This window comes from Nocardia sp. NPDC056100 (genome assembly GCF_042266325.1).
In the GTDB taxonomy this organism is placed as follows: Bacteria; Actinomycetota; Actinomycetes; order Mycobacteriales; family Mycobacteriaceae; genus Nocardia.
Genome location: NZ_JBHJVY010000001.1, coordinates 1,701,641 through 1,720,640 on the forward strand (window position 1 = coordinate 1,701,641; position 19,000 = coordinate 1,720,640).

General features: G+C 66.6%; 21 protein-coding genes. 10 read left to right on the forward strand and 11 right to left on the reverse strand.

What is annotated here, in order from left to right; translation table 11 throughout:
• The first annotated feature begins 44 nt into the window (after positions 1 to 44).
• The 5 genes from ACFC0O_RS07840 to ACFC0O_RS07860 are packed head-to-tail and all read left to right on the forward strand — an operon-like array spanning position 45 to position 3,548.
• Entirely contained in the window at positions 45 to 509 is a 465-nt protein-coding gene (locus tag ACFC0O_RS07840) for an OsmC family protein (RefSeq protein WP_364630471.1), read from the forward strand.
• A complete protein-coding gene (locus tag ACFC0O_RS07845; protein ID WP_375954765.1) occupies positions 506 to 787 on the forward strand; it encodes an acylphosphatase in 282 nt (93 codons plus the stop codon). The genes ACFC0O_RS07840 and ACFC0O_RS07845 overlap by 4 nt, the downstream gene beginning before the upstream one ends.
• Positions 788 to 820: 33 nt before the next feature.
• Positions 821 to 1,894: a hypothetical protein gene (locus ACFC0O_RS07850; protein ID WP_375954767.1), complete on the forward strand. Its 1,074-nt coding sequence runs from the start codon at positions 821 to 823 to the stop codon at positions 1,892 to 1,894.
• Entirely contained in the window at positions 1,894 to 3,060 is a 1,167-nt protein-coding gene (locus tag ACFC0O_RS07855) for a glutathionylspermidine synthase family protein (protein WP_364630462.1), read from the forward strand. The genes ACFC0O_RS07850 and ACFC0O_RS07855 overlap by 1 nt, the downstream gene beginning before the upstream one ends.
• A gap of 38 nt (positions 3,061 to 3,098) precedes the next feature.
• Positions 3,099 to 3,548, forward strand: a complete 450-nt coding sequence (locus ACFC0O_RS07860) for a DUF350 domain-containing protein (protein WP_375956039.1) — start codon at positions 3,099 to 3,101, stop codon at positions 3,546 to 3,548.
• Here ACFC0O_RS07860 and ACFC0O_RS07865 read toward each other — a convergent pair.
• The 6 genes from ACFC0O_RS07865 to ACFC0O_RS07890 all read right to left on the reverse strand — a co-directional run bounded on the left by ACFC0O_RS07865 (position 3,545) and on the right by ACFC0O_RS07890 (position 7,593).
• Positions 3,545 to 4,132, reverse strand: coding sequence for a dihydrofolate reductase family protein (locus ACFC0O_RS07865; RefSeq protein ID WP_375954769.1), 588 nt, complete (start codon positions 4,130 to 4,132; stop codon positions 3,545 to 3,547). The two genes, ACFC0O_RS07860 and ACFC0O_RS07865, sit on opposite strands and share 4 nt — an antisense overlap.
• 111 nt (positions 4,133 to 4,243) lie before the next feature.
• Positions 4,244 to 5,101, reverse strand: coding sequence for a bifunctional DNA-formamidopyrimidine glycosylase/DNA-(apurinic or apyrimidinic site) lyase (gene mutM / locus ACFC0O_RS07870; protein ID WP_375954771.1), 858 nt, complete (start codon positions 5,099 to 5,101; stop codon positions 4,244 to 4,246).
• Positions 5,102 to 5,107: 6 nt separating this feature from the next.
• Entirely contained in the window at positions 5,108 to 5,872 is a 765-nt protein-coding gene (gene rnc / locus ACFC0O_RS07875) for a ribonuclease III (protein WP_364630453.1), read from the reverse strand.
• A 19-nt stretch (positions 5,873 to 5,891) separates the two neighbouring features.
• A complete protein-coding gene (gene rpmF, locus ACFC0O_RS07880) occupies positions 5,892 to 6,074 on the reverse strand; it encodes a 50S ribosomal protein L32 (RefSeq protein WP_330182376.1) in 183 nt (60 codons plus the stop codon).
• Between the two features lie 81 nt (positions 6,075 to 6,155).
• Positions 6,156 to 6,770, reverse strand: a complete 615-nt coding sequence (locus ACFC0O_RS07885) for a DUF177 domain-containing protein (RefSeq protein ID WP_364632747.1) — start codon at positions 6,768 to 6,770, stop codon at positions 6,156 to 6,158.
• A gap of 76 nt (positions 6,771 to 6,846) precedes the next feature.
• A complete protein-coding gene (locus ACFC0O_RS07890; RefSeq protein WP_375954774.1) occupies positions 6,847 to 7,593 on the reverse strand; it encodes a DivIVA domain-containing protein in 747 nt (248 codons plus the stop codon).
• A gap of 252 nt (positions 7,594 to 7,845) precedes the next feature.
• Here ACFC0O_RS07890 and ACFC0O_RS07895 point away from each other — a divergent pair, with 252 nt between their 5' ends.
• Together ACFC0O_RS07895 and ACFC0O_RS07900 are read left to right on the forward strand one after the other, a co-directional pair.
• On the forward strand, positions 7,846 to 8,382 hold the full coding sequence (locus tag ACFC0O_RS07895) for a GtrA family protein (protein WP_375954775.1): 537 nt from the start codon (positions 7,846 to 7,848) through the stop codon (positions 8,380 to 8,382).
• Positions 8,383 to 8,655: 273 nt separating this feature from the next.
• Positions 8,656 to 9,696: a hypothetical protein gene (locus ACFC0O_RS07900; RefSeq protein WP_375954777.1), complete on the forward strand. Its 1,041-nt coding sequence runs from the start codon at positions 8,656 to 8,658 to the stop codon at positions 9,694 to 9,696.
• 58 nt (positions 9,697 to 9,754) lie between these two features.
• On the opposite strand, the gene coaD is transcribed toward ACFC0O_RS07900, so the two are convergent.
• The 3 genes from coaD to ACFC0O_RS07915 form a co-directional block, all read right to left on the reverse strand.
• Positions 9,755 to 10,240: a pantetheine-phosphate adenylyltransferase gene (coaD, locus tag ACFC0O_RS07905; RefSeq protein ID WP_375954778.1), complete on the reverse strand. Its 486-nt coding sequence runs from the start codon at positions 10,238 to 10,240 to the stop codon at positions 9,755 to 9,757.
• Positions 10,241 to 10,318: 78 nt separating this feature from the next.
• Entirely contained in the window at positions 10,319 to 10,876 is a 558-nt protein-coding gene (rsmD, locus tag ACFC0O_RS07910) for a 16S rRNA (guanine(966)-N(2))-methyltransferase RsmD (protein WP_375954780.1), read from the reverse strand.
• A gap of 10 nt (positions 10,877 to 10,886) precedes the next feature.
• Positions 10,887 to 14,291 carry a pyruvate carboxylase gene (locus ACFC0O_RS07915; protein WP_375954782.1) on the reverse strand — a complete coding sequence of 1,135 codons (3,405 nt, stop codon included), beginning with the start codon at positions 14,289 to 14,291 and terminating at the stop codon, positions 10,887 to 10,889.
• A 275-nt stretch (positions 14,292 to 14,566) separates the two neighbouring features.
• Between ACFC0O_RS07915 and ACFC0O_RS07920 the strand changes: the two genes are divergently transcribed.
• A complete protein-coding gene (locus tag ACFC0O_RS07920) occupies positions 14,567 to 14,746 on the forward strand; it encodes a DUF1737 domain-containing protein (RefSeq protein WP_375954783.1) in 180 nt (59 codons plus the stop codon).
• Positions 14,747 to 14,749: 3 nt separating this feature from the next.
• Here ACFC0O_RS07920 and ACFC0O_RS07925 read toward each other — a convergent pair whose 3' ends face one another.
• Both ACFC0O_RS07925 and ACFC0O_RS07930 read right to left on the reverse strand, forming a co-directional pair.
• The gene (locus ACFC0O_RS07925) at positions 14,750 to 15,121 is read right to left on the reverse strand and encodes an SgcJ/EcaC family oxidoreductase (protein WP_375954785.1); all 372 of its coding nucleotides are present in this window, start codon (positions 15,119 to 15,121) and stop codon (positions 14,750 to 14,752) included.
• Positions 15,108 to 16,016, reverse strand: coding sequence for a helix-turn-helix domain-containing protein (locus tag ACFC0O_RS07930; protein WP_375954787.1), 909 nt, complete (start codon positions 16,014 to 16,016; stop codon positions 15,108 to 15,110). The genes ACFC0O_RS07925 and ACFC0O_RS07930 overlap by 14 nt, the downstream gene beginning before the upstream one ends.
• Before the next feature lie 102 nt (positions 16,017 to 16,118).
• Here ACFC0O_RS07930 and ACFC0O_RS07935 point away from each other — a divergent pair, with 102 nt between their 5' ends.
• Both ACFC0O_RS07935 and ACFC0O_RS07940 read left to right on the forward strand, forming a co-directional pair.
• Positions 16,119 to 17,333, forward strand: coding sequence for a DUF445 domain-containing protein (locus ACFC0O_RS07935; RefSeq protein ID WP_375954788.1), 1,215 nt, complete (start codon positions 16,119 to 16,121; stop codon positions 17,331 to 17,333).
• Between the two features lie 216 nt (positions 17,334 to 17,549).
• Positions 17,550 to 18,971, forward strand: a complete 1,422-nt coding sequence (locus ACFC0O_RS07940; RefSeq protein ID WP_364630419.1) for a short-chain fatty acyl-CoA regulator family protein — start codon at positions 17,550 to 17,552, stop codon at positions 18,969 to 18,971.
• The last annotated feature ends 29 nt before the right edge of the window (positions 18,972 to 19,000 follow it).

A 19,000-nucleotide genomic window follows, 5' to 3' on the forward strand; every position in this document is an offset into this window, starting at 1 on the left:
GAACCGAACAGCAGTGAATTCCGCACGAATGCGAGGATCTTGGTATGTCCGAACAGACCGCCGCGCCCCAGAACGCCACCGCCGCCCCGTCCGCCGAACCGGTCGAACTGTGGGCCGAGCGCACCGGGACCCGGGCCTACACCGGCCGCAATAATCGCGGCGGCGAGGTACTCATCGCGTCCGCGGGCGTGCCCGGCGCGTTCACCCCGGGCGAGCTGCTCAAGATCGCGCTCGCCGGCTGCACCGGGCTCAGCGCCGATTTCACCCTCTCGCGCAAGCTCGGTGAGAGCTTCGACGCCACCGTGCGCGTCTCCGGTGACGCCGACCGCGAGAACGAGACCTACCCCGAGCTGAACGAATCCTTCGAGCTGGATCTCAGCGAACTCGATCAGGCCACCCGCGAACGCCTGCTGGTCGCCGCGCAGCGCTCGATCGACAAGGTCTGCACCGTGGGCCGCACCCTCAAGGCCGGGACCACCGTCAACCTGACCTTCCGCGTCGACGAATGACCGAATCCCCCGTCCGGCTCAGCGCCTGGGCGCACGGCCAGGTGCAGGGCGTCGGCTTTCGCTGGTGGACCCGATCCCGCGCCCTGGAACTGGGCCTGACCGGATACGCCCGCAATCACCGCGACGGCCGCGTGCACGTGGTGGCCGAAGGCTCCCGTACCGGCTGCGAAACCCTGCTGAGCCTGCTACGTTCCGGCGACACGCCTGGTCGCGTGGACCTGGTCGTTGCGGACTGGGTGGACGCCCAGGGAGGCATAATCGGATTCGAGGAGCGCTGATGCAGGCGCAGGTCGCACATCAGGAGTCGATCGTTGGCCATTGAACGCTTCGGCGGCACCCCGGAAGACCCGAACCGCCGCCCCGATTCCAGCGACCCCGCAGCCACCCCGGACCACACCCCCGGCGACGAATCCCGCATCAGCGCATCGGATTCCGGCCCGAGCACGCCCGCCGCGAGCGAGCCGCCGACCGTCGAAACCGGTGCGGCGAGCGACGCCGAGCCCCAGGCCGGAGAGCCGAAGCGGGCGTGGGGGCAGGGCGGCCACACCATCAAGAAGCGTTCGGACACCCTCGCGCCGGACCCGAACACCTCGGACGCGACCGATCGGTCCGCCGCCGAATCCACGCCAGAGGCAGCCACTTCGGACCACCCCGGCGACGCGTCGATCGTCGGCGCGATGCCGGGCGCGGGCGACCTCCCCACACCACCGACCTTCGAAATGCCGGTGCCGCCGCTGGAACCCGGTGCGGGACAGGCTCCCCCGCCGTTCCCGGCTCCGGCTCCCTTCACCGCTCCCGAACCCCGGCGCGGCAGTATGCAGCGCCAGGAGGCGGGCGTCACCGCGCCCAGGCCGCCCACCGTCGCGGAGGCGCGCGCCCGGGAGAAGGCGCGCAAGCGCGCCGAGGAGGCCGAACAGGCCGCAACCGAGGCCGCCGAGACCAAGCGCAAGAAAAAGAAGAAGGTGCTCATCGGCGGCGCGGCCGTGGTCGGCGTGGCCGCGCTGGTGGGCGGCGGGTACCTGGCGTACGACGCGCTGACCACGCCCGAGGTGACCGCCTACTGCACGGTGGTGGCCAAGAAGGGTCAGGTGGTCGCGGTCGGCAACGGCCAGACCGTCACCGCCACCAGTGACAATCAGGAAATCGTCATTCCGGACAACTACTGCGATGATGCCAAGCGCACGGGCAGTACCGGACTGGGCGGAATCTTCATTCTCAATGGCAGTCAGTATCGCTACTACTACGGTGGCAGCGGCAATACCATCGGCCACGCACCGACCGGCGGCAGCACCGTGCTGCCCAAGGGCGCGGACGTGAAAACCAAGAGCGGCAGCACGATTCAGCGCGGCGGGCTCGGTTCCAAAATCAGCGGTGGAGGTTCTTGATGCGGCGAGTGCGGAGCACTCCGCGCCCGGGTTGGCAGCAGATCATCGAGAGTCAGGGGCTGGTCTACGGCTCGCCCGGACGCGATACCAATGGCCAGCCGCGCCCGTACTGGGACGAATCGGTGCACTACGAATTCGATATGGATGAGATCCTGTCGCTCGAGGCGCAGGTCGAGGTGCTGCACACCATGTGCCTGCACGCCGTCGAACAGATCATCCTGACCGAGCGTTTCGCCGATTTCGGTCTGCCGCAGTGGAGTTGGGAACCCATCGCCAATTCCTGGAAGCGTTCGGACCCGCATATCTACGGCCGCTTCGACCTGCGCTACGACGGTCGCGGACCGGCGAAACTGCTGGAGTACAACGCCGATACGCCGACCTCCCTGCTGGAGGCGGCAATCGTGCAGTGGCACTGGCTCACCGACACCCACCCGGACGACGATCAGTGGAACTCGTTGCACGAGAAGCTGGTCGAGCGCTGGGGCGAGGTGCGCGAGCTGCTGCCCAGCGCGGAACTGCACTTCACCTGGTCCGGCGCGGACGCCTCCGGTGAGGACAATGTCACCACCGCCTATATGCAGGAAACCGCCGCCGAGGCGGGCTTCGACACCATCGCCCTGCCCATCGAGGAAATCGGATTCGATACCGAGCTGGAGCGTTTCGTCGATCTCGCCGAGGCCCCCGTCGACTCCATCTTCAAGCTCTACCCCTGGGAATGGGTACTGGACGACGACTTCGGCAAGCGCGTCACGCAATCCCTGCCGGGCACCATGTGGATCGAACCACTGTGGAAGACAATGCTTTCCAACAAGGCGCTACTGGCGGTGCTGTGGGAGATGTACCCCGGGCATCCGAACCTGTTGCCCGCCTACCTCGATGACCCGCACGAGCTCACCGAATACATTCGCAAACCCAAGCTCGGCCGCGAGGGCGCGAATATGACCATCGTGGGCGCGGGCATGGAAACCGCCACCGGCGGGGTCTACGGCGAAGAGGGCTTCGTCTACCAATTGCTGGACCCGCTACCGGAATTCGACGGTATGCGCCCGGTGCTGGGCGCGTGGATCGTCGGCGACACCTCCGCGGGCCTGGGCATCCGCGAAACCGTCGGCCTGATCACCGATGACACCTCTACGTTTGTGCCCCACCGCATTCCGCAGCCCTGACCCCAACCTTCCACCCCTACTGGAGGACCCACCAGATGATCACCACGCTCGCGCTCGAATCGGGATATTGGAGCTCACTCGGTCGTGGCGTAGGCGCGATCCTCCTGTACGCGCTGATCGGCCTGGCGCTCATGCTCATCGGCTTCTACGCCGTCGATCTGACCACCCCGGGCAATCTGCGCCATATGGTCGCCCAAGGCCTGCCCAATGCCGTGATCGTCAGTGCCGCAGGCATGCTCAGCATGGCCTTCATCGTGGTGCTGGCCATCTACGCGCAGGCGGGCAAGCTGTCCGAGGGCTTGATCGCGGCGCTCATCTACGGTCTGGTCGGCATTGTCGCCCAGGTGATTTCGGTGCGCGTGATCGAAGCGGTGCTCGGCATCAATATCGGCGAGGTACTGAAGAGCCCCACGTTCTCCACCGAGGCTCTCGTCGTCGCCGCCGCGCATTTCGCGCTCGGCCTGGTCGTCGCGGTCGCGATCCTCTAGCGGACCCGGCTGTACTTGAGGAAGGCCACGCCGTCCTCGAACACCCGGCTGGTGAGCACCCGGTAGCGGGTGGCCTCGGGCAGCCGGGATCCGGCCGTGCCGAACAGCGGGCGACCGTGCCCGAGCACGATCGGATACAGCTTCAGGAAGATCTGATCGATCTCCGGCAGCAGCGTCTGCGCCAGCTCACCGCCGCCGCACAACCAGATGCCCAGCCCCTTCTCACGCTTGAGTTCGCGCACCCGCGCCAGCGGATCACCGGTGATCAATTCCACATCCGGATCGGGCGACTCGGGCAGGGTCTGCGAGACCACGAACTGCCGCAGATGCGAGTACGGGCTGGACGTGCCCGTGCGCACCCCGAAATCGTGCGTCTTACGGCCCATGATGACGGTGTCGAAGGTGCTGAAGGGTTTGCGGTCCACACCGAGCGCCTCGCGGACCTTGGTCGGTAGCGTCTCCGGGTACTGCGCGATGATCGCGGGACCGTGATCACCCCCGACCGGGAAGAAGTCCACCGAACCGTCGTCGGAAGCGATGAATCCGTCGATGGTGGCTGCCACGTAATAGGTCAGTTTGCGCATTGGTCCCTCCAGCCGGCACCACACATGCCGCTGTCAAAAAGGTAGCGCTTCAATGCCTTCGATAGGGAGGCTAGTCCGAACAGCGGGCATGAACTGTCAGTGACGTGGCGATCAGCCGCGGGGCCGGGGCTGGCAGCGCGGGCAGGAGAACGAGGACCGGTTCATGAACTTCTCCCGGATCATCGGCGCACCGCAGCGGCGGCAGGCTTCGCTCTCGCGGCCGTAGGCGTTGAGTGAGCGCTCGAAGTACCCGGATTGCCCGTTCACGTTGACGTAGAGCGCGTCGAACGATGTCCCACCGGCTTGAAGTGCCTCGCTCATCACCGTGCGCACCTCGCCCAGCAGGCCGCGCGCGGCGGGCCGGGTCAGCTTCGACGCCACCCGTTCCCCGTGCAGCTTGGCCCGCCACAGCGCCTCGTCAGCGTAGATATTGCCGACCCCGGACACCACGGTCTGATCGAGCAGCACCCGCTTGATCTCGGAGTTCTTGGCGCGAATGGCCGAGACGATCTTTTCGTCATCGACGAGCGGATCCAGCGGATCGCGCGCGATATGCGCGACCGGCTCGGGCACCAGCGTCCCGTCCACCTCGACCAGCTCCGCGAGCTGCCAGCCGCCGAAGGTGCGCTGATCCACGAACCGCAGCTGATCGCCGGTATCGAGATTCGCGATGATGTGCGCGTGCTTCTCCAGGGCGGCGTCGGCAGGCTGCACCAGCATCTGCCCGCTCATGCCCAGATGCACGACGAGGGAGAGATCGGGCTCATCGAAGGTGAGCCAGAGGAATTTGCCGCGCCGCTGCGCGGATTCGACCCGCAGGCCGGTGAGCCGGGCGATGAGATCATCACCGCCCTCGAGATGCCGTCGCACCGAACGCGGATGTTTGACGGTCACCGAATCGACGACGCGGCCCACCACATGATCGGCGAGCCCGCGCCGTACGACTTCGACTTCGGGAAGTTCGGGCATCGGCGGCTACTGCGCCGATTCCCCGGCGGCAGCGGCACTTTCGGCGTTCAACGCCTGATAGGCGGCGCCCGCGGCCTTCTGCTCGGCTTCCTTCTTGGAGCGTCCCACCCCCTGGCCGTACGCCTTCCCACCGATCACCGCGGTGGCGGTGAACTCTTTGTCGTGGTCGGGTCCGGTGGAGGTGATCTCGTAGCTGGGCACGCCGATACCGCGCTCGGCGGTCAGCTCCTGCAGGCTGGTCTTCCAGTCGAGCCCGGCCCCCATGCGGGGTCCACGCTCGAGCAGGTCGGCGAACAGCCGCAGCACCACGCCACGGGCGGTGTCGATGCCGTGCTCGAGATGCACCGCGCCGAGCAGCGATTCCATGCCGTCGGCGAGGATGCTCGGCTTGTTCCGGCCGCCGGTGAGCTCTTCGCCCTTACCGAGCAGCAGATGGGTGCCGAGCCCGCCCGCGCCGAGGGTACGAGCCACCTCGGCCAGGGCATGCATATTCACCACGCTGGCACGCAGTTTGGCGAGCTCGCCCTCGGACTTATCCGGATGCTCCAGATAAAGACGTTCGGTGATGCTCAGGCCGAGAACTGAGTCGCCCAGAAACTCCAGGCGCTCATTGGTCGGGAGCCCACCGTTCTCGTAGGCATACGACCGGTGGGTGAGCGCGAGGCGCAACAGGTCCGGTCGCAGGCCGACGCCGAGCGCTTCGAGCAGGCTGGAATGGTCGGCGGAGTCACCCACGGCGGGCACCTCCGCCGCGTCCTTGCTGGCGGTCACGATCGGCTGGATCAGAGAATCAGACCGCAGCGGTGACCTGGCGGCCCTTGTACGTGCCGCACGAGGGGCACGCGATGTGCGGCAGGGTCTGCTGGCCGCAGGCACGGTTCGGGCAGGTGATCAGGGTAGGCGCACTGGCCTTCCACTGGCTCCGGCGCGAGTGGGTGTTGGAACGGGACATCCGGCGCTTCGGAACGGCCACGACTACTTCTCCTCTGTCCTCTGACTCACGGCGCCATTGTGGCCCGCAAGGATAAATCTGTTGATGGGTCCGGTACAGCGCCTAGGCGCCGCTTCCGGGGGCTGCGTCACCGACGACGTTGTCGTCCGCGACATCCAATTTCGCGAGCCCGGCCCAGCGAGGGTCAAGTATCTCATGACCATGGCCGGAACCCGCAATCGCCATCCGTACGCCGCATTCGGGGCACAATCCGGCACAATCCGGCTCGCAGAGCGGCTGTAGCGGCAGCTCCAGACCGACGGCGTCGATGACGGCCGCTTCGAGTTCGATCATGTCATCGACCAGGCGATGCACTTCGTCTTCCTCGGTGGTCTTCTCGGTATTGCTGTCCGGATAGGCGAACAGCTCGGTGAGATGCAGCTCGATATCGTCGGTGAACGATTCGAGACAGCGCGAGCACTCACCCTCGATGGGCGCGTGCACCGTACCCAGCACCAGCACGCCCTCGGAGACCGACTGCAGGGTCAGATCGAGTTCGACCTCACCGCCTGCGGGGATACCGACCATTTCCAGGCCGATCCGGTTGTCGGTGGTGAAGGTGCGCTGGACCGGGAGGATCGACCCCGGCTTGCGGCCCAGGCGTCGCGTATCCAGATTGAAGCCCGCGTCGTCGACCGTCGTGCGACGGTGACGCGGCTTGGAACCGGATTCGGACATCAAGGACTCACTCACGTTCGGTATGGAATGGGCAACCACCCAACAATACCGAAACGTACTGCTGCGCCCAAACCGGCTACCGGCGGAACTCGGCGGCGTAATCCTGCACGCTCGTACCGGAACGCACCTGGTTGCGGCCGCGGCCGATGATGCGCAGCGTGCTGTGCAGGGTCTCCTCGAAGTCGGCCAGCTTGCCGTCGACGTAGTCATCGCATTCGGTGCGCAGGCGATCGGAATCGGCCTGGGCGGTATCGATGAGCCGGGCGGATTCGACATGCGCCGCGCGGACCACCTCGGTGGCCGAGACCAGGCGTTCCTGTTCGGCCTTACCGTCCGCGACCGAGCGGTCGTAGCTGGCCTGACCGGCAGCGGTCATGCGATCGGCCTCGGAACGGGCACGGCCGGTGACCATGTCGAACTCCTGATTGCCCTCGGCGACAACCCGTTCGGCCTCGGCCTCGGCGGAGCTGACCAGGTGTTCGGCGTGCGCGCGGGCCTCGGCGACCATGCGATCGGCGTGCGCCTTGGCATCGGACAGGATGCGATCGGCCTCGTCACGAGCACCGGTGACGGTGTCGTGCGCCTGCTGATTCGCGCCGCTGACCGTGCTCTCGGCGGCATTGCGGGCATCGACCACGATCTTGTCGCGGTGGTCGAGCACATCCTGGGCGTCGTCGAGTTCACCCGGCAGGGCCTCGCGCACATCGTCGAGCAGTTCGAGGACCTCACCGCGCGGGACGATGCAGTTGCGCGTGGGCGGAATGCCCCGCGCCTCCTCGATGATGGCCACGAGTTCGTCGAGCGCTTCGAATACGCGGTACATGTTGCTACCCCACTCTCCTGCCTGGACTACACGGCGAGACCTCCGCGGGAACAAGTCTGCCCTTCCGAGCGCTGTCACCAAGGTTCGAACCCGGCGTGTCGGAGACCTGTTTCACACCACACGAAAAGAAGTGGAGGAAACCCCTCCAGTTGGTTTACATTCAAGCAACAAGAAATTGTTGTGTCGGGACGGCGGAGCCTCTACAGGGATGACTCCGCAGGGCACGTCCCGACGTGTTCGAGGGATATGACGATGGCTGTTCTGGACATGCCGCAGCGGGCCGCAGCGCCCGGCACCGCGCTGGTCGACGCCTACGCATATGGCGCCGAGGCCATGGTCTCCGGCACCGAGGCCGTCCGCACCGCGGGCGCGCGCTGGACCGAACAGGTCGGCGCGTGGTTGCGCAGTGAGCACGCCATCGCCCAGTTGCTGCGGTTCGCGCTCGTCGGCGGACTCAGCAATGTCGGCTATCTGCTGCTGTTCCTGGCCTTCTACGGCGGTGGCCCGCAGCTGGCCAATCTGGCCGGATCCATCGTGAGCACCGCGCTCGCCAATGAACTGCACCGGCGGTTCAGCTTCCACGCGGCCGGGCGGGTGCGCTGGTACACCGCGCAGCTCGAGGGCGGCGGACTGGCACTGGCGGGTCTGGCGATCACCTCGGCGGGACTGGCGCTGCTGGAATCGACCGCACCCGGGCTCGGCAATATCGCCGAAGCCGCTGCGGTACTGGCGATCACGGCCGCGGTCGGCACCATTCGCTTCCTGACCCTGCGCCTCTGGGTCTTCTGACACTCGCTCGCGGCGAATCCCCGCACCCGGCCGAAACTCGGCAGTGGGTGCGGGGATTCGCTATTTCCGGGTAGGGCGGAACCCGCTCGGCGATGGCTGCGTCAAAGCAAGCATCGACCGATTGAAAGGGGTTCCTCCCATGCAGAGATCGCACGGATGCCTCGGCGGACGGCGCGATACCCGCCGCCCCACTCCCCCGCGCCCCGCCGGACGAGCGCACGCATCCTGCGTCAGACATGGCTGGCGGCGCGGACGCCCGCGCGGGGAGGGCGAATGAAGCGCCACGGCGACTCCGCGCCCGATGCCGATACCGAACGCCGACGGCATTGCGCGCCAAAGGGATTGGCCCGGCGACTGCTGGAGGGGTGCGGTGCGCCGGGCGATGCGGCGCCGGGACGCGCGGACACCTCCCGTCGCGGTAGATCATCGGCGAATGACTCGACACCGTGGGGCATTTCGATGGCCGCCGGTGTCTCGGCCCAGAATTGGCGGGATCGGCATCGACTGTTGATCGAGGCGGTACTGCCGGAGATGGCCGAAGGCAGTGTGGTGAGCCATCAATCGGCCGCGGTGCTGTACGGCGCTCCGCTGTGGCGCACCCCTTTGGATCGAGTGTGCGTGACCCGCAATCGCCGGGGCGGCGGACGTACCCGGCCGTATACGAAAGTGCATGGCTCCCCGCTGGATTCGGCGGTGGAGATCGACGGCATGCTGGTCACCCCGCCCGCGCGCACGGTGATCGATCTGGCGCTGTCCCTGCCGTTCGAGGCGGCCGTGGTGGCGGGTGACGGCCTGACCGGGATGTTCGGCCTCACCGAAGCCGAACTGGCCGAAGAACTCTCGCTCGCGAGATGCCGGCACGGCATCGCCCAGGCCAAACGGGTCGTCGCGGCCCTGGACGGCCGCAGTCAGAGCGCGGGTGAATCCCTGAGCCGCCTGATGCTGCGCCGCCAGGGTCTGCCCGCACCCGCCACGCAGGGCAATGTGCTCACCCCCGACGGCCGCTTCGTGGGCCGGGTCGACTTCTACTACGAGGAATTCGCCGTCCTCTGCGAATTCGACGGCCCGCTGCGCTACGGCCGTCTGCTACACGCCGCGGGCAATGTCCCCGAGGCCCTGCGCCGCGAGCAGATCCGCGAAACCTATCTGCGCGCCTTGGGTTTCCACGTCATCCGCTGGACCTGGAACGAACTGCACACCGACGATCCGGCCCGCCGCCTGCGCACCGCCCTGTCCCGCCCGCGCCGCGCCGACGGCCGCGTGGAACCGGCACCCGCCTCGGCCCCGCGCCGGATCCCGACCCTGCGCCTATAGGCGGAGACGGGGCCGGTGTGGGTGCGATCGATCGAGCGCACCCACACCGGCACTCGTATCAGCCCTGGTTTTCCGCGATGCGGGCGAGCAGTGCCTTGTGCACGATCGGAGGCAGCAGATCGGAGATGTCACCGCCGAGCTTGGCGACTTCCTTGACCAGCGAACTGGATACGAAGCTGTACTCCGGATTGGAGGCGATGAAGTAGGTGTCCACCCCGGTGAGCTTGCGATTCATCTGCGCCATCTGGAGCTCGTACGCGTAGTCGTTGGCGTCCCGCAGTCCCTTGACGATCGCGGTAACCCCTTGTTCGCGTGCGAAATCCACGAGCAGCCCGCGCCAGGATTCGACACGCACATTGGGCAGATCCGCCGTCACCTCGCGAATGAGTTCCATCCGCTCCTCGACGGTGAACATCCCCTGCTTGTTGGGATTCACCACCACCGTGATGATCACCTCGTCGAACTGCTCAGCCGCGCGGGCGAACACATCGACATGTCCCTTGGTCACGGGATCGAACGATCCCGGGCACAATGCTCCAGCCATGGCCGAACGCTACCCCAGCCCGCACCGGCCCGGCCCGGCTGCCTGTCGAGCGGCCGGGCGCTGGGTCGGCATGGTCGCTCAGGGCTCGTATTCGGCCAGGTCCAGGCGGGTTTCGCCGTATACGCGGGACTTCTGCGGCGTGTATCCCTCGGGCCAGATCAGTTCGGGGGAACGAGTGGAGCGTTCGACGACGAGCAGGGCTCCGTCGTGGAGCCAGCCGTTGGCGATGAGGGCGCGCAGGTCGTCCAGGACCTCGGATACCTCGACCGCGTAGGGCGGATCGGAGAAGACGAGGTCGTAGGGGGCGGCCGGGCGGCCGCCGAGAGTGCCCGCGGCGGTGGTCATTCGGAGTTCCGCGCCGGGCAGGCCCAGGTCCGAGATATTGCCTCGAATGATCGTGGCCGCCTTGCGGTCGGATTCGACCAGCAGCGCGTGGGATGCCCCGCGCGACAATGCTTCCAGGCCCAGCGCCCCGGAGCCCGCGTAGAGGTCCAGGACCCGCATATCGTCGAAGTCCATCCGGGCCTCGAGCAGGTTGAACAGGGCTTCGCGGACGCGATCCGAGGTCGGGCGGGTGCCCGCGGGCGGGACGCGTAGTCGGCGTCCGCCCGCGGTGCCCGAGATGATGCGGGTCATCGGGTTGCGATCATTCGGCCGCGGCCTCGGTGAGCCGGAGTTCGACGAGCAGGTCGCCGCCTTCCACCTGCTGGACCTTGCTGATGGCCACGCGCTTGATGACGCCGCCGCGCGGTGCGGTGATGGCGGCTTCCATCTTCATGGCCTCGATGGTGCCGATGGTGTCGCCCGCCGATACCGAATCGCCTTCGGAGACAGCGAGGGTCACCACACCCGCGAACGGTGCGGCGAGGTGGCCCGCGTTGGTCTTGTCGGCCTTCTCGGCGGTGGGGACCTCGCTGGCGATGGAGCGGTCGCGCACCGTGATGGGGCGCAACTGGCCGTTGAGGATGCACATCACCGTGCGCATACCGCGCTCATCGGGTTCGGAGATCGCCTCCAGGCCGATGAGCAGGGTGACGCCCTTGTCGAGCTGGACGCGGTGTTCCTCGTCGTGGCGCAGGCCGTAGAAGAACTGGTTCGCGGACAGGTTGGTGGTGTCGCCGAATTTCTCACGGTGCGCGAGGAATTCGGAGGTGGGGCCGGGGAAGAGCAGGTTGTTGAGGGTGGCGCGGCGTTCGTCGGAGGTGCCGTTCAGGGCGGCCTCGTCATCGGCGGTGAGCTGGGTTTCGGGCTTGGCCGGACCGCGACCGGCGAGGGCGCGGCTGCGGAACGGTTCGGGCCAGCCGCCCGCCGGGGTGCCGAGTTCGCCTCGGAGGAAACCGATTACCGAATCGGGGATGTCGTAGCGGCCCGGATCGTTCGCGAAATCCTCGACGTCGACACCGGTGCCTACCAGCGCGAGGGCGAGGTCGCCGACGACCTTCGAGGACGGGGTGACCTTGACCAGGCGACCCAGCAGCCGGTCCGCCGCAGCGTATTTGGCTTCGACCTCTTCGAACTGATCACCCAGGCCGAGCGCGATGGCCTGCTGGCGCAGGTTCGAGAGCTGACCACCCGGGATCTCGTGGTGGTAGACGCGCCCGGTCGGGCCGGGCAGCCCGGATTCGAAGGGCCCGTATACCTTTCGGAGTGCTTCCCAGTACGGCTCGAGATCGCACACGTTCTGCAGGTTCAGTCCGGTGTCGTGCGGCGAATTCGCCGCCGCGGCAACGATTGCCGAGAGCGCGGGCTGAGATGTGGTGCCCGCCATGGGCGCACTCGCGCCGTCCACGGCGTCCGCACCGGCCTGCCAGGCGGCCAGATAGGTGGCCAGCTGCCCGCCGGGGGTGTCATGGGTGTGCACATGCACCGGCAGGTCGAATTCGCGGCGCAGCGCGGTCACCAGGGTCGCGGCGGCGGGTGCGCGCAGCAGTCCGGCCATATCCTTGATGCCGATGATGTGCGCCCCGGCCTCGACGATCTGCTCGGCGAGCTTGAGGTAGTAATCCAGGGTGTAGAGGTCTTCGTTCGGGTTCGACAGATCCCCGGTGTAGCTGAGCGCGACTTCCGCTACGGCGGTGCCGGTTTCGCAGACCGCGTCGATGGCGGGCCGCATCTGGTCGACATTGTTGAGCGCGTCGAAGATGCGGAAGATGTCGATACCGGTCGCGGTGGCCTCGGAAACGAAAGCGCGCGTGACCTTTTCGGGGTACGGGGTGTACCCGACGGTATTGCGCCCGCGCAGCAGCATCTGCAGGTTGATATTCGGCACGGCCTCGCGCAGGGCGGCCAGGCGCTCCCACGGATCCTCGTACAGGAAGCGCAGTGCCACGTCATAGGTTGCGCCGCCCCAGCATTCGATGGACAGCAGTTCGGGAGTCATGCGCGCCACATGCCCGGCGACATCGAGCAGACCATTGGTGCGCACGCGGGTCGCGAGCAGTGACTGATGCGCGTCGCGGAAGGTGGTGTCGGTGACCGCCACGCCCTGCTGCTGCCGCAGCGCCTTGGCGAAGCCCTCCGGACCCAGTTGCAGCAGGCGCTGCCGTGATCCGGGCGGCGGCGGCACGGTCATATCGAGCGCGGGCAGTTTGTCGTGCGGGTACAGCTTGGTGGGCCGGGTGCCGTGCGGCTTGTTGACCGTGACATCGGCCAGGTAGTTCAGGATCTTGGTGCCGCGGTCCGCGGAGCTCTTGAGCGTGAGCAGTTGCGGGCGTTCATCGATGAATGAGGTGGTGACGCGTCCGGCGCGGAAGTCCGGATCGTCCAGCACCGCCATCAGGAACGGGATATTGGTCGTCACGCCACGAATGCGGAATTCGGCGACGGCACGGCGGGCGCGCGCCATGGCGGTCTGGAAGTCGCGGCCGCGGCAGGTGAGCTTGACGAGCATGGAGTCGAAGTACGCGCCGACCTCGGCACCGACATTGGTGCCGCCGTCCAGGCGTACGCCCGCGCCGCCCGGGGATCGGTAACCGGTGATACGACCCGTATCAGGCCGGAAACCATTCGCCGGATCCTCGGTCGTGATCCGGCACTGCAACGCCGCACCACGAATAACAATCGACTCCTGGCTCAAACCAAGATCATCCAACGACTCACCCGAAGCGATCCGCATCTGCGACTGCACCAGATCCACATCGGTGATCTCCTCGGTCACCGTGTGCTCGACCTGAATACGCGGATTCATCTCGATGAACACATGATTACCCCGCTCATCGAGCAAGAACTCCACCGTACCCGCACACGAGTAGCCGATCTCCTTGGCGAACGCCACCGCGTCCGCGCAAATACGATCCCGCAGTTCCGCATCCAGATTCGGGGCCGGGGCCATCTCGATGACCTTCTGATGCCGCCGCTGCAACGAACAATCGCGCTCGTACAGATGAATCACATTGCCCTGCTGATCAGCCAGAATCTGCACCTCGATATGACGAGGATTGATCACCGCCTGCTCCAAGAACACCGTCGCATCACCGAACGCCGACTCCGCCTCACGCGCAGCGGCCTCGATCGCCTCGCGCAGTTGGGCCTTATCCGCGACCCGGCGCATACCGCGCCCGCCACCACCGGCCACCGCCTTGACGAAGACCGGGAACTCCATGGTCTCGGCGGCGGCCAGCAGCGCATCCACATCCGAGGACGGCTCACTCGAGGCCAGCACCGGCAGCCCCGCGGCCTTGGCGGCGGCAATGGCGCGCGCCTTGTTGCCCGTCAGCTCCAGCACATGCGCCGATGGCCCGACGAAGGTGATGCCCTCGGCGGCGCAGGCCGCGGCCAGGTCCGGATTCTCGGAAAGAAAACCGTAACCCGGGTAGATGGCGTCCGCGCCGGAAGTCTTTGCGGCCTTGATGATCTCGGCGATGGACAGGTACGCCCGGACCGGATGTCCGGGCTCGCCGATCTGGTACGCCTCGTCGGCCTTCAGCCGATGGACCGAATTGCGATCCTCGTACGGGAACACCGCGACGGTGCCGGTGCCGAGTTCGTAGGCCGCGCGGAACGCGCGAATGGCGATCTCGCCGCGGTTGGCGACCAGGACTTTGGAGAACATTCGACCAAGGTACCTGGCCCCGCGTATCGAACGGGCATCGAAGTCGGCTTCGCAGCAATCTTCACAGTCACATACCGGTCGGTTGCGAATTTGTGTTCATCACCTGGACACATAGCCTCCGGTGAGGTTAGCGGAAACTGCGCACGGGGATTCGCCGACTTGCTAAGGCCCACCGCCGAAAACCTCCCCGCATTCACCTCGGCGTCCCCGCCGAACGAGCGGCCGGTGCGAATCCGGCACGAGTCCTGCGAAATCCACGCCTCTAGGCTCGAACCATGACCAGCCTCCCGCGCCTGCGCTACCGCCTGATCACCGGACCGGACGACGCGACCTTCTGCGAACGCGTCAGCGCGCTGCTCGACGACGGCTACCGCCTGCACGGCGCACCATCGGTGACCTTCAACGGCACGAATGTGATTGCGGCACAGGCGGTCATCCTCGATTCCGAGGACTGACCCTCAGCCGCCGAAGGCTCGGGTGATGGGTGCGAGGTCGAAATAGTCGCGCCAGGCGGAGATTTTGCCGTCGGCGATCTCGAAGGTGCCCATCACCGGCAGATCGGTGGCAGCGGCCGGGGTGCGCAGGGTGTCGGTGCGCTCGTTCATGACCAGATTGCCGGTCACCAGCTGGCGGTGGATGGTGAAGTCGATGCCGTCCAGGGCGGCGGCGAAACCGGCGATGAAGTCGCGAATGGCCTGGCGGCCGACCACCGGTTCCATCGGAATGTTGTGGTAGACGGCGTCCTCGGTGAAGAAGGAGGCGATGTGGTCCGGATCGGGTTTCGCCCAGGCGGCGCACATTTCGCGGACCAGGGCATCAGGGTCGGACATTGTTCTTCCTTTCGACGCCGTCGCCGATGCGGCGGGCGGCGGCGGCCAATTCGGTGAGGTAGCGGCGGCGTTCGTCGCGGGTGACATCGGTGCGGAGCGGGCCGATCTGGAGTTCCATCACGGCGTGACCGCTGCCGTCGAAGACGGGGGCGCTGATATAGCTGAGCGGCAGTGGAATGTCCTCGTCGAGGGTGGCCAGATCGTAGGCGGGGCCGACGATGGTGGCCAGCTGCGCGAGCACGCGGCCGCGCAGATCCTTGTTCGCGGGATGTTCGGAGAGGTGATCGGCGACCTCCGACAGCACGCGGGCGGTGGGCAGGCTGTCTGGTTCCAGCCGCCAGGCGCAGAAACCGTTGGCGCGCAGCGTGTTCAGGACTTCGCGGTATTCATCGCGGCGTTCGGGGCCGCGGGTGTCGAGCCAATCCTGTTGGCGGCCCGGACCGCAGTGCGCGATCATGCCCGCCCCCGCCGGCGCGCGCAGCGGAATGCGGACCCCGGATTTCATGCCGACGGTGAGACGGTCCCGGGTGACCGCCAGGAATTCCAGGTATTCGCCGTCGATGGCGGTCAGGGCCGCACCGCAGTCGACCTGTTCGGCCAGGCGCTCCAATTCGGTATTGAGCCAGGCGCGATCGCCACGCGAATCGGCGGCGCGGACACCGAGTGCGGCCAGCGCGGGCCCGACGCGGTAGGTCAGATCGGGCAGGCGGCGCACCCAGCCGCGTTCGGTGAGAGCGGCCAGGATGGCCCCGGCGGTGGAGCGGTTCAGCTCGAGATTGTCGGCGATTTCGGCCGAGGTGAGCGGGGTGCGCTGGGCGGCCAGCAATTCCACGATGGAGATGACGCGCTGGGTGGGCGGGGAGCTGTCGGCCGTCCTCGTCTTGCCAGCGGGCACGCGCGTCTCCTAGCCTCTCGATACGAATAGCCGAATCACAGGATTCGAATAATCGCACCAGGGAGCGGTCATGGCAATACGTATCGCGCGGCAGCTCGCGTCGTGATCGCGGATTTCACCGAGCACTGGCTGCTGTACTGCTCGATTCCGGTGGTGGCGGCCCTCATCGGCTGGGTGACCAAGATCGTCGCCGTGCGGATGCTGATGTACCCGCTCGAATTCCGCGGCATCCCACCGTGGTTCGGCTGGCAGGGGGTGATCCCCCGCTCGGCACCACGCATGGCAACCATCGCAGTCGACCTGATGTTCGGCAAGCTCATCGATCCGCAGGACATCATCGCCCGCATCGATATCGCCGAACTGACAACGCGTTTGCGCGAACCGCTGGACGCGGGCGTGGACTACATGGTCCGCGAGATGATGCTGAAACATCAGCCGCGGCTGTGGGTGAATATGCCCGATGCCGCGCGGCGCGCGATCATCGAACGCGCGCAACGGGATCTGCCACGCCTGATCGAGGACATCGTGTTCGATCTGCGCACCAATATCGATCAGGTGATGGACCTGCGCGGTATGGCGATCAGCGCGCTGGTGGACGATAAGCGGCTGCTGGTGGAGATGGTGCGCCGGGTGGGCGCGCATGAGCTGCGCTTCATCGTGCGGTCCGGGCTGATCTTCGGCACGGTGCTGGGTTTCGTACAGATGATCACCTGGGCGTTCACCCATTCTTCCTGGCTCATGCCCGCTTTCGGCGGTTTCACCGGTTTGGTGACGGATTGGCTTGCGCTGCAGATGATCTTCCGGCCGATCAAGCCGATCGGCATCGGACCGTTGCGCTGGCAGGGCCTGTTCCATAAGCGCCGCGAGCAGGTGTGCGCCGATTACGGCGATTTGATCGCCACCGAAATCCTCACCCCCGCACGGATTCTGGAAGCCGTGCTGAACGGTGAGCGTGCCGACCGGTTGGCATCACTGCTCAATCACCACGTCAGCGAATTCCTGAACGTACAGACCGGTCCGGCGAAACCGCTCATGCTCATGGTCGCCCGGGACAGCTATACCGCCATCGAACGCGATGCCGTCACCTTCGTGCTCGAGCACGTCCGCGCCGCCGCGCATTCGGGCCTCGACCGGCACGCCATCGAGGCCCTGGACGTGCGCAGTCTGGTCATCGAGAAGACCAAACAGCTCACCGATGACGAGTACGAGGGCCTGCTGCGCCCGGCCTTCAAACAGGACGAGTGGAAGCTGGTCGCCATCGGAGCGGTCCTCGGATTCCTCGTCGGCGAACTTCAGGTTCACCTCATACTGGCGTGACCGGACCGATCCGCTGTCCGATTGCCACCCCGGTTCGGCAACGGCCGGGGGCGCTCCCGCGTACGATGAGTGCCTTGCGTATGAGAATTCAGACCGCCGAATTCGCACGCTACGCAGCCGCACCGCGAAGGCGAAACGCCACGCAGTAATAAGAAATAGCGGCAAGTCCCTTCAAATTGCGATGTTTGCGAAGCGCGATCGGTAGCATCCTGCACTGTGCGCAAGATGTATGCGGGTGCTCGACTACGGCGGTTGCGCGAGGAACGGCGAATGACCCAGGCGGCCCTGGCCAAATCCCTGGATCTCTCGCCCAGCTACCTCAACCAGCTCGAGCGGGATCAGCGGCCACTCACCATTCCGGTACTGCTCAAACTGAACTCCACGTTCGATCTTGATGTGCAGTTCTTCGCCGCGGACTCCGATGCCCGGCTGGTCTCGGACCTACACGAGATACTGGTCGAGGCCGCGGGCGGCAACGCGGCGCCGGTCGCCGAGGTGGAAGATCTGGCCACCCGGATGCCGGAAGTCGCGAAAATCGTTGTGGCCATGCACCGCCGACTACGCGCGGCCACCGATCAACTCGATCTGCTGTCCTCGAAGGTGGCCACCCCCACCGGGGCCCCGGGCGTGCCCATGCCCTACGAGGACGTGCGAGATTTCTTCTACGACCACCACAATCACATCGCGCAACTGGATCTGGCCGCCGAGCGGCTGTTCGAGGACTGCGGGCTGACGGTGGGCTCGCTGGACCGCCAGCTCGCGCGGGTCGCCGAGGAGCGCGCGGGCGTCACCGTACTGGTGCGCGGCGACGGCGCGGACCCGAATGTGCCCAAGCGCCACTATGAACCGGAAACCCGCACCCTGACCCTGGCGCGGCGCTTGCGCCCCGGACAGCGCGCCTTCCAGATCGCCTCGACGCTGGCATTCCTGTTGCACGGCAACCTACTCGACGAGGTGCTGGACGAAACCCCGTCGCTCAGTGGGGAATCGAGAACCCTGGCCCGCATCGGCCTGGCCAATTACTTCGCGGGCGCACTCGTATTGCCGTACAGCAAATTCCTGCGCTCGGCCGAAGAACTACGCTACGACATCGACCTGCTCAGCCTGCGTTTCGAAGTCGGCTTCGAAACCGTCTGCCACCGCCTGTCCACCCTGCAACGCCAGGGCCAGCGCGGGGTCCCCTTCTTCCTCATACGCACCGACCGCGCGGGCAATATCTCGAAACGCCAGTCCGCCACCGCCTTCCACTTCTCCAGAGTCGGCGGCAGCTGCCCGCTGTGGGTCGTGCACGAGGCCTTCGCCCATCCCGGCCGCATGCTCACCCAGGTGGCGGCCATGCCGGACGGCCGCCGCTACCTCTGGATCGCCCGCACCACCACCCCCACCCCGACCGGATTCGGCACCGCCGGAAAGGAATTCGCCATCGGGCTGGGCTGCGATATCGAATACGCCGACCGCCTGTCCTATTCTCGCGGACTGCAATTGGACGATCCGGCCGCGGCGATACCCATCGGCGCGGGCTGCAAGGTCTGCGAGCGCCCCAACTGCGCCCAGCGCGCGTTCCCGCAAATCGGCCGCCCCCTGGCCATCACCGAACACACCAGCAGCGATCTGCCCTATCCCCGCCTGCCCCGCTGAGGAGGTGCGTGTAATGGCGTCGGCGAACG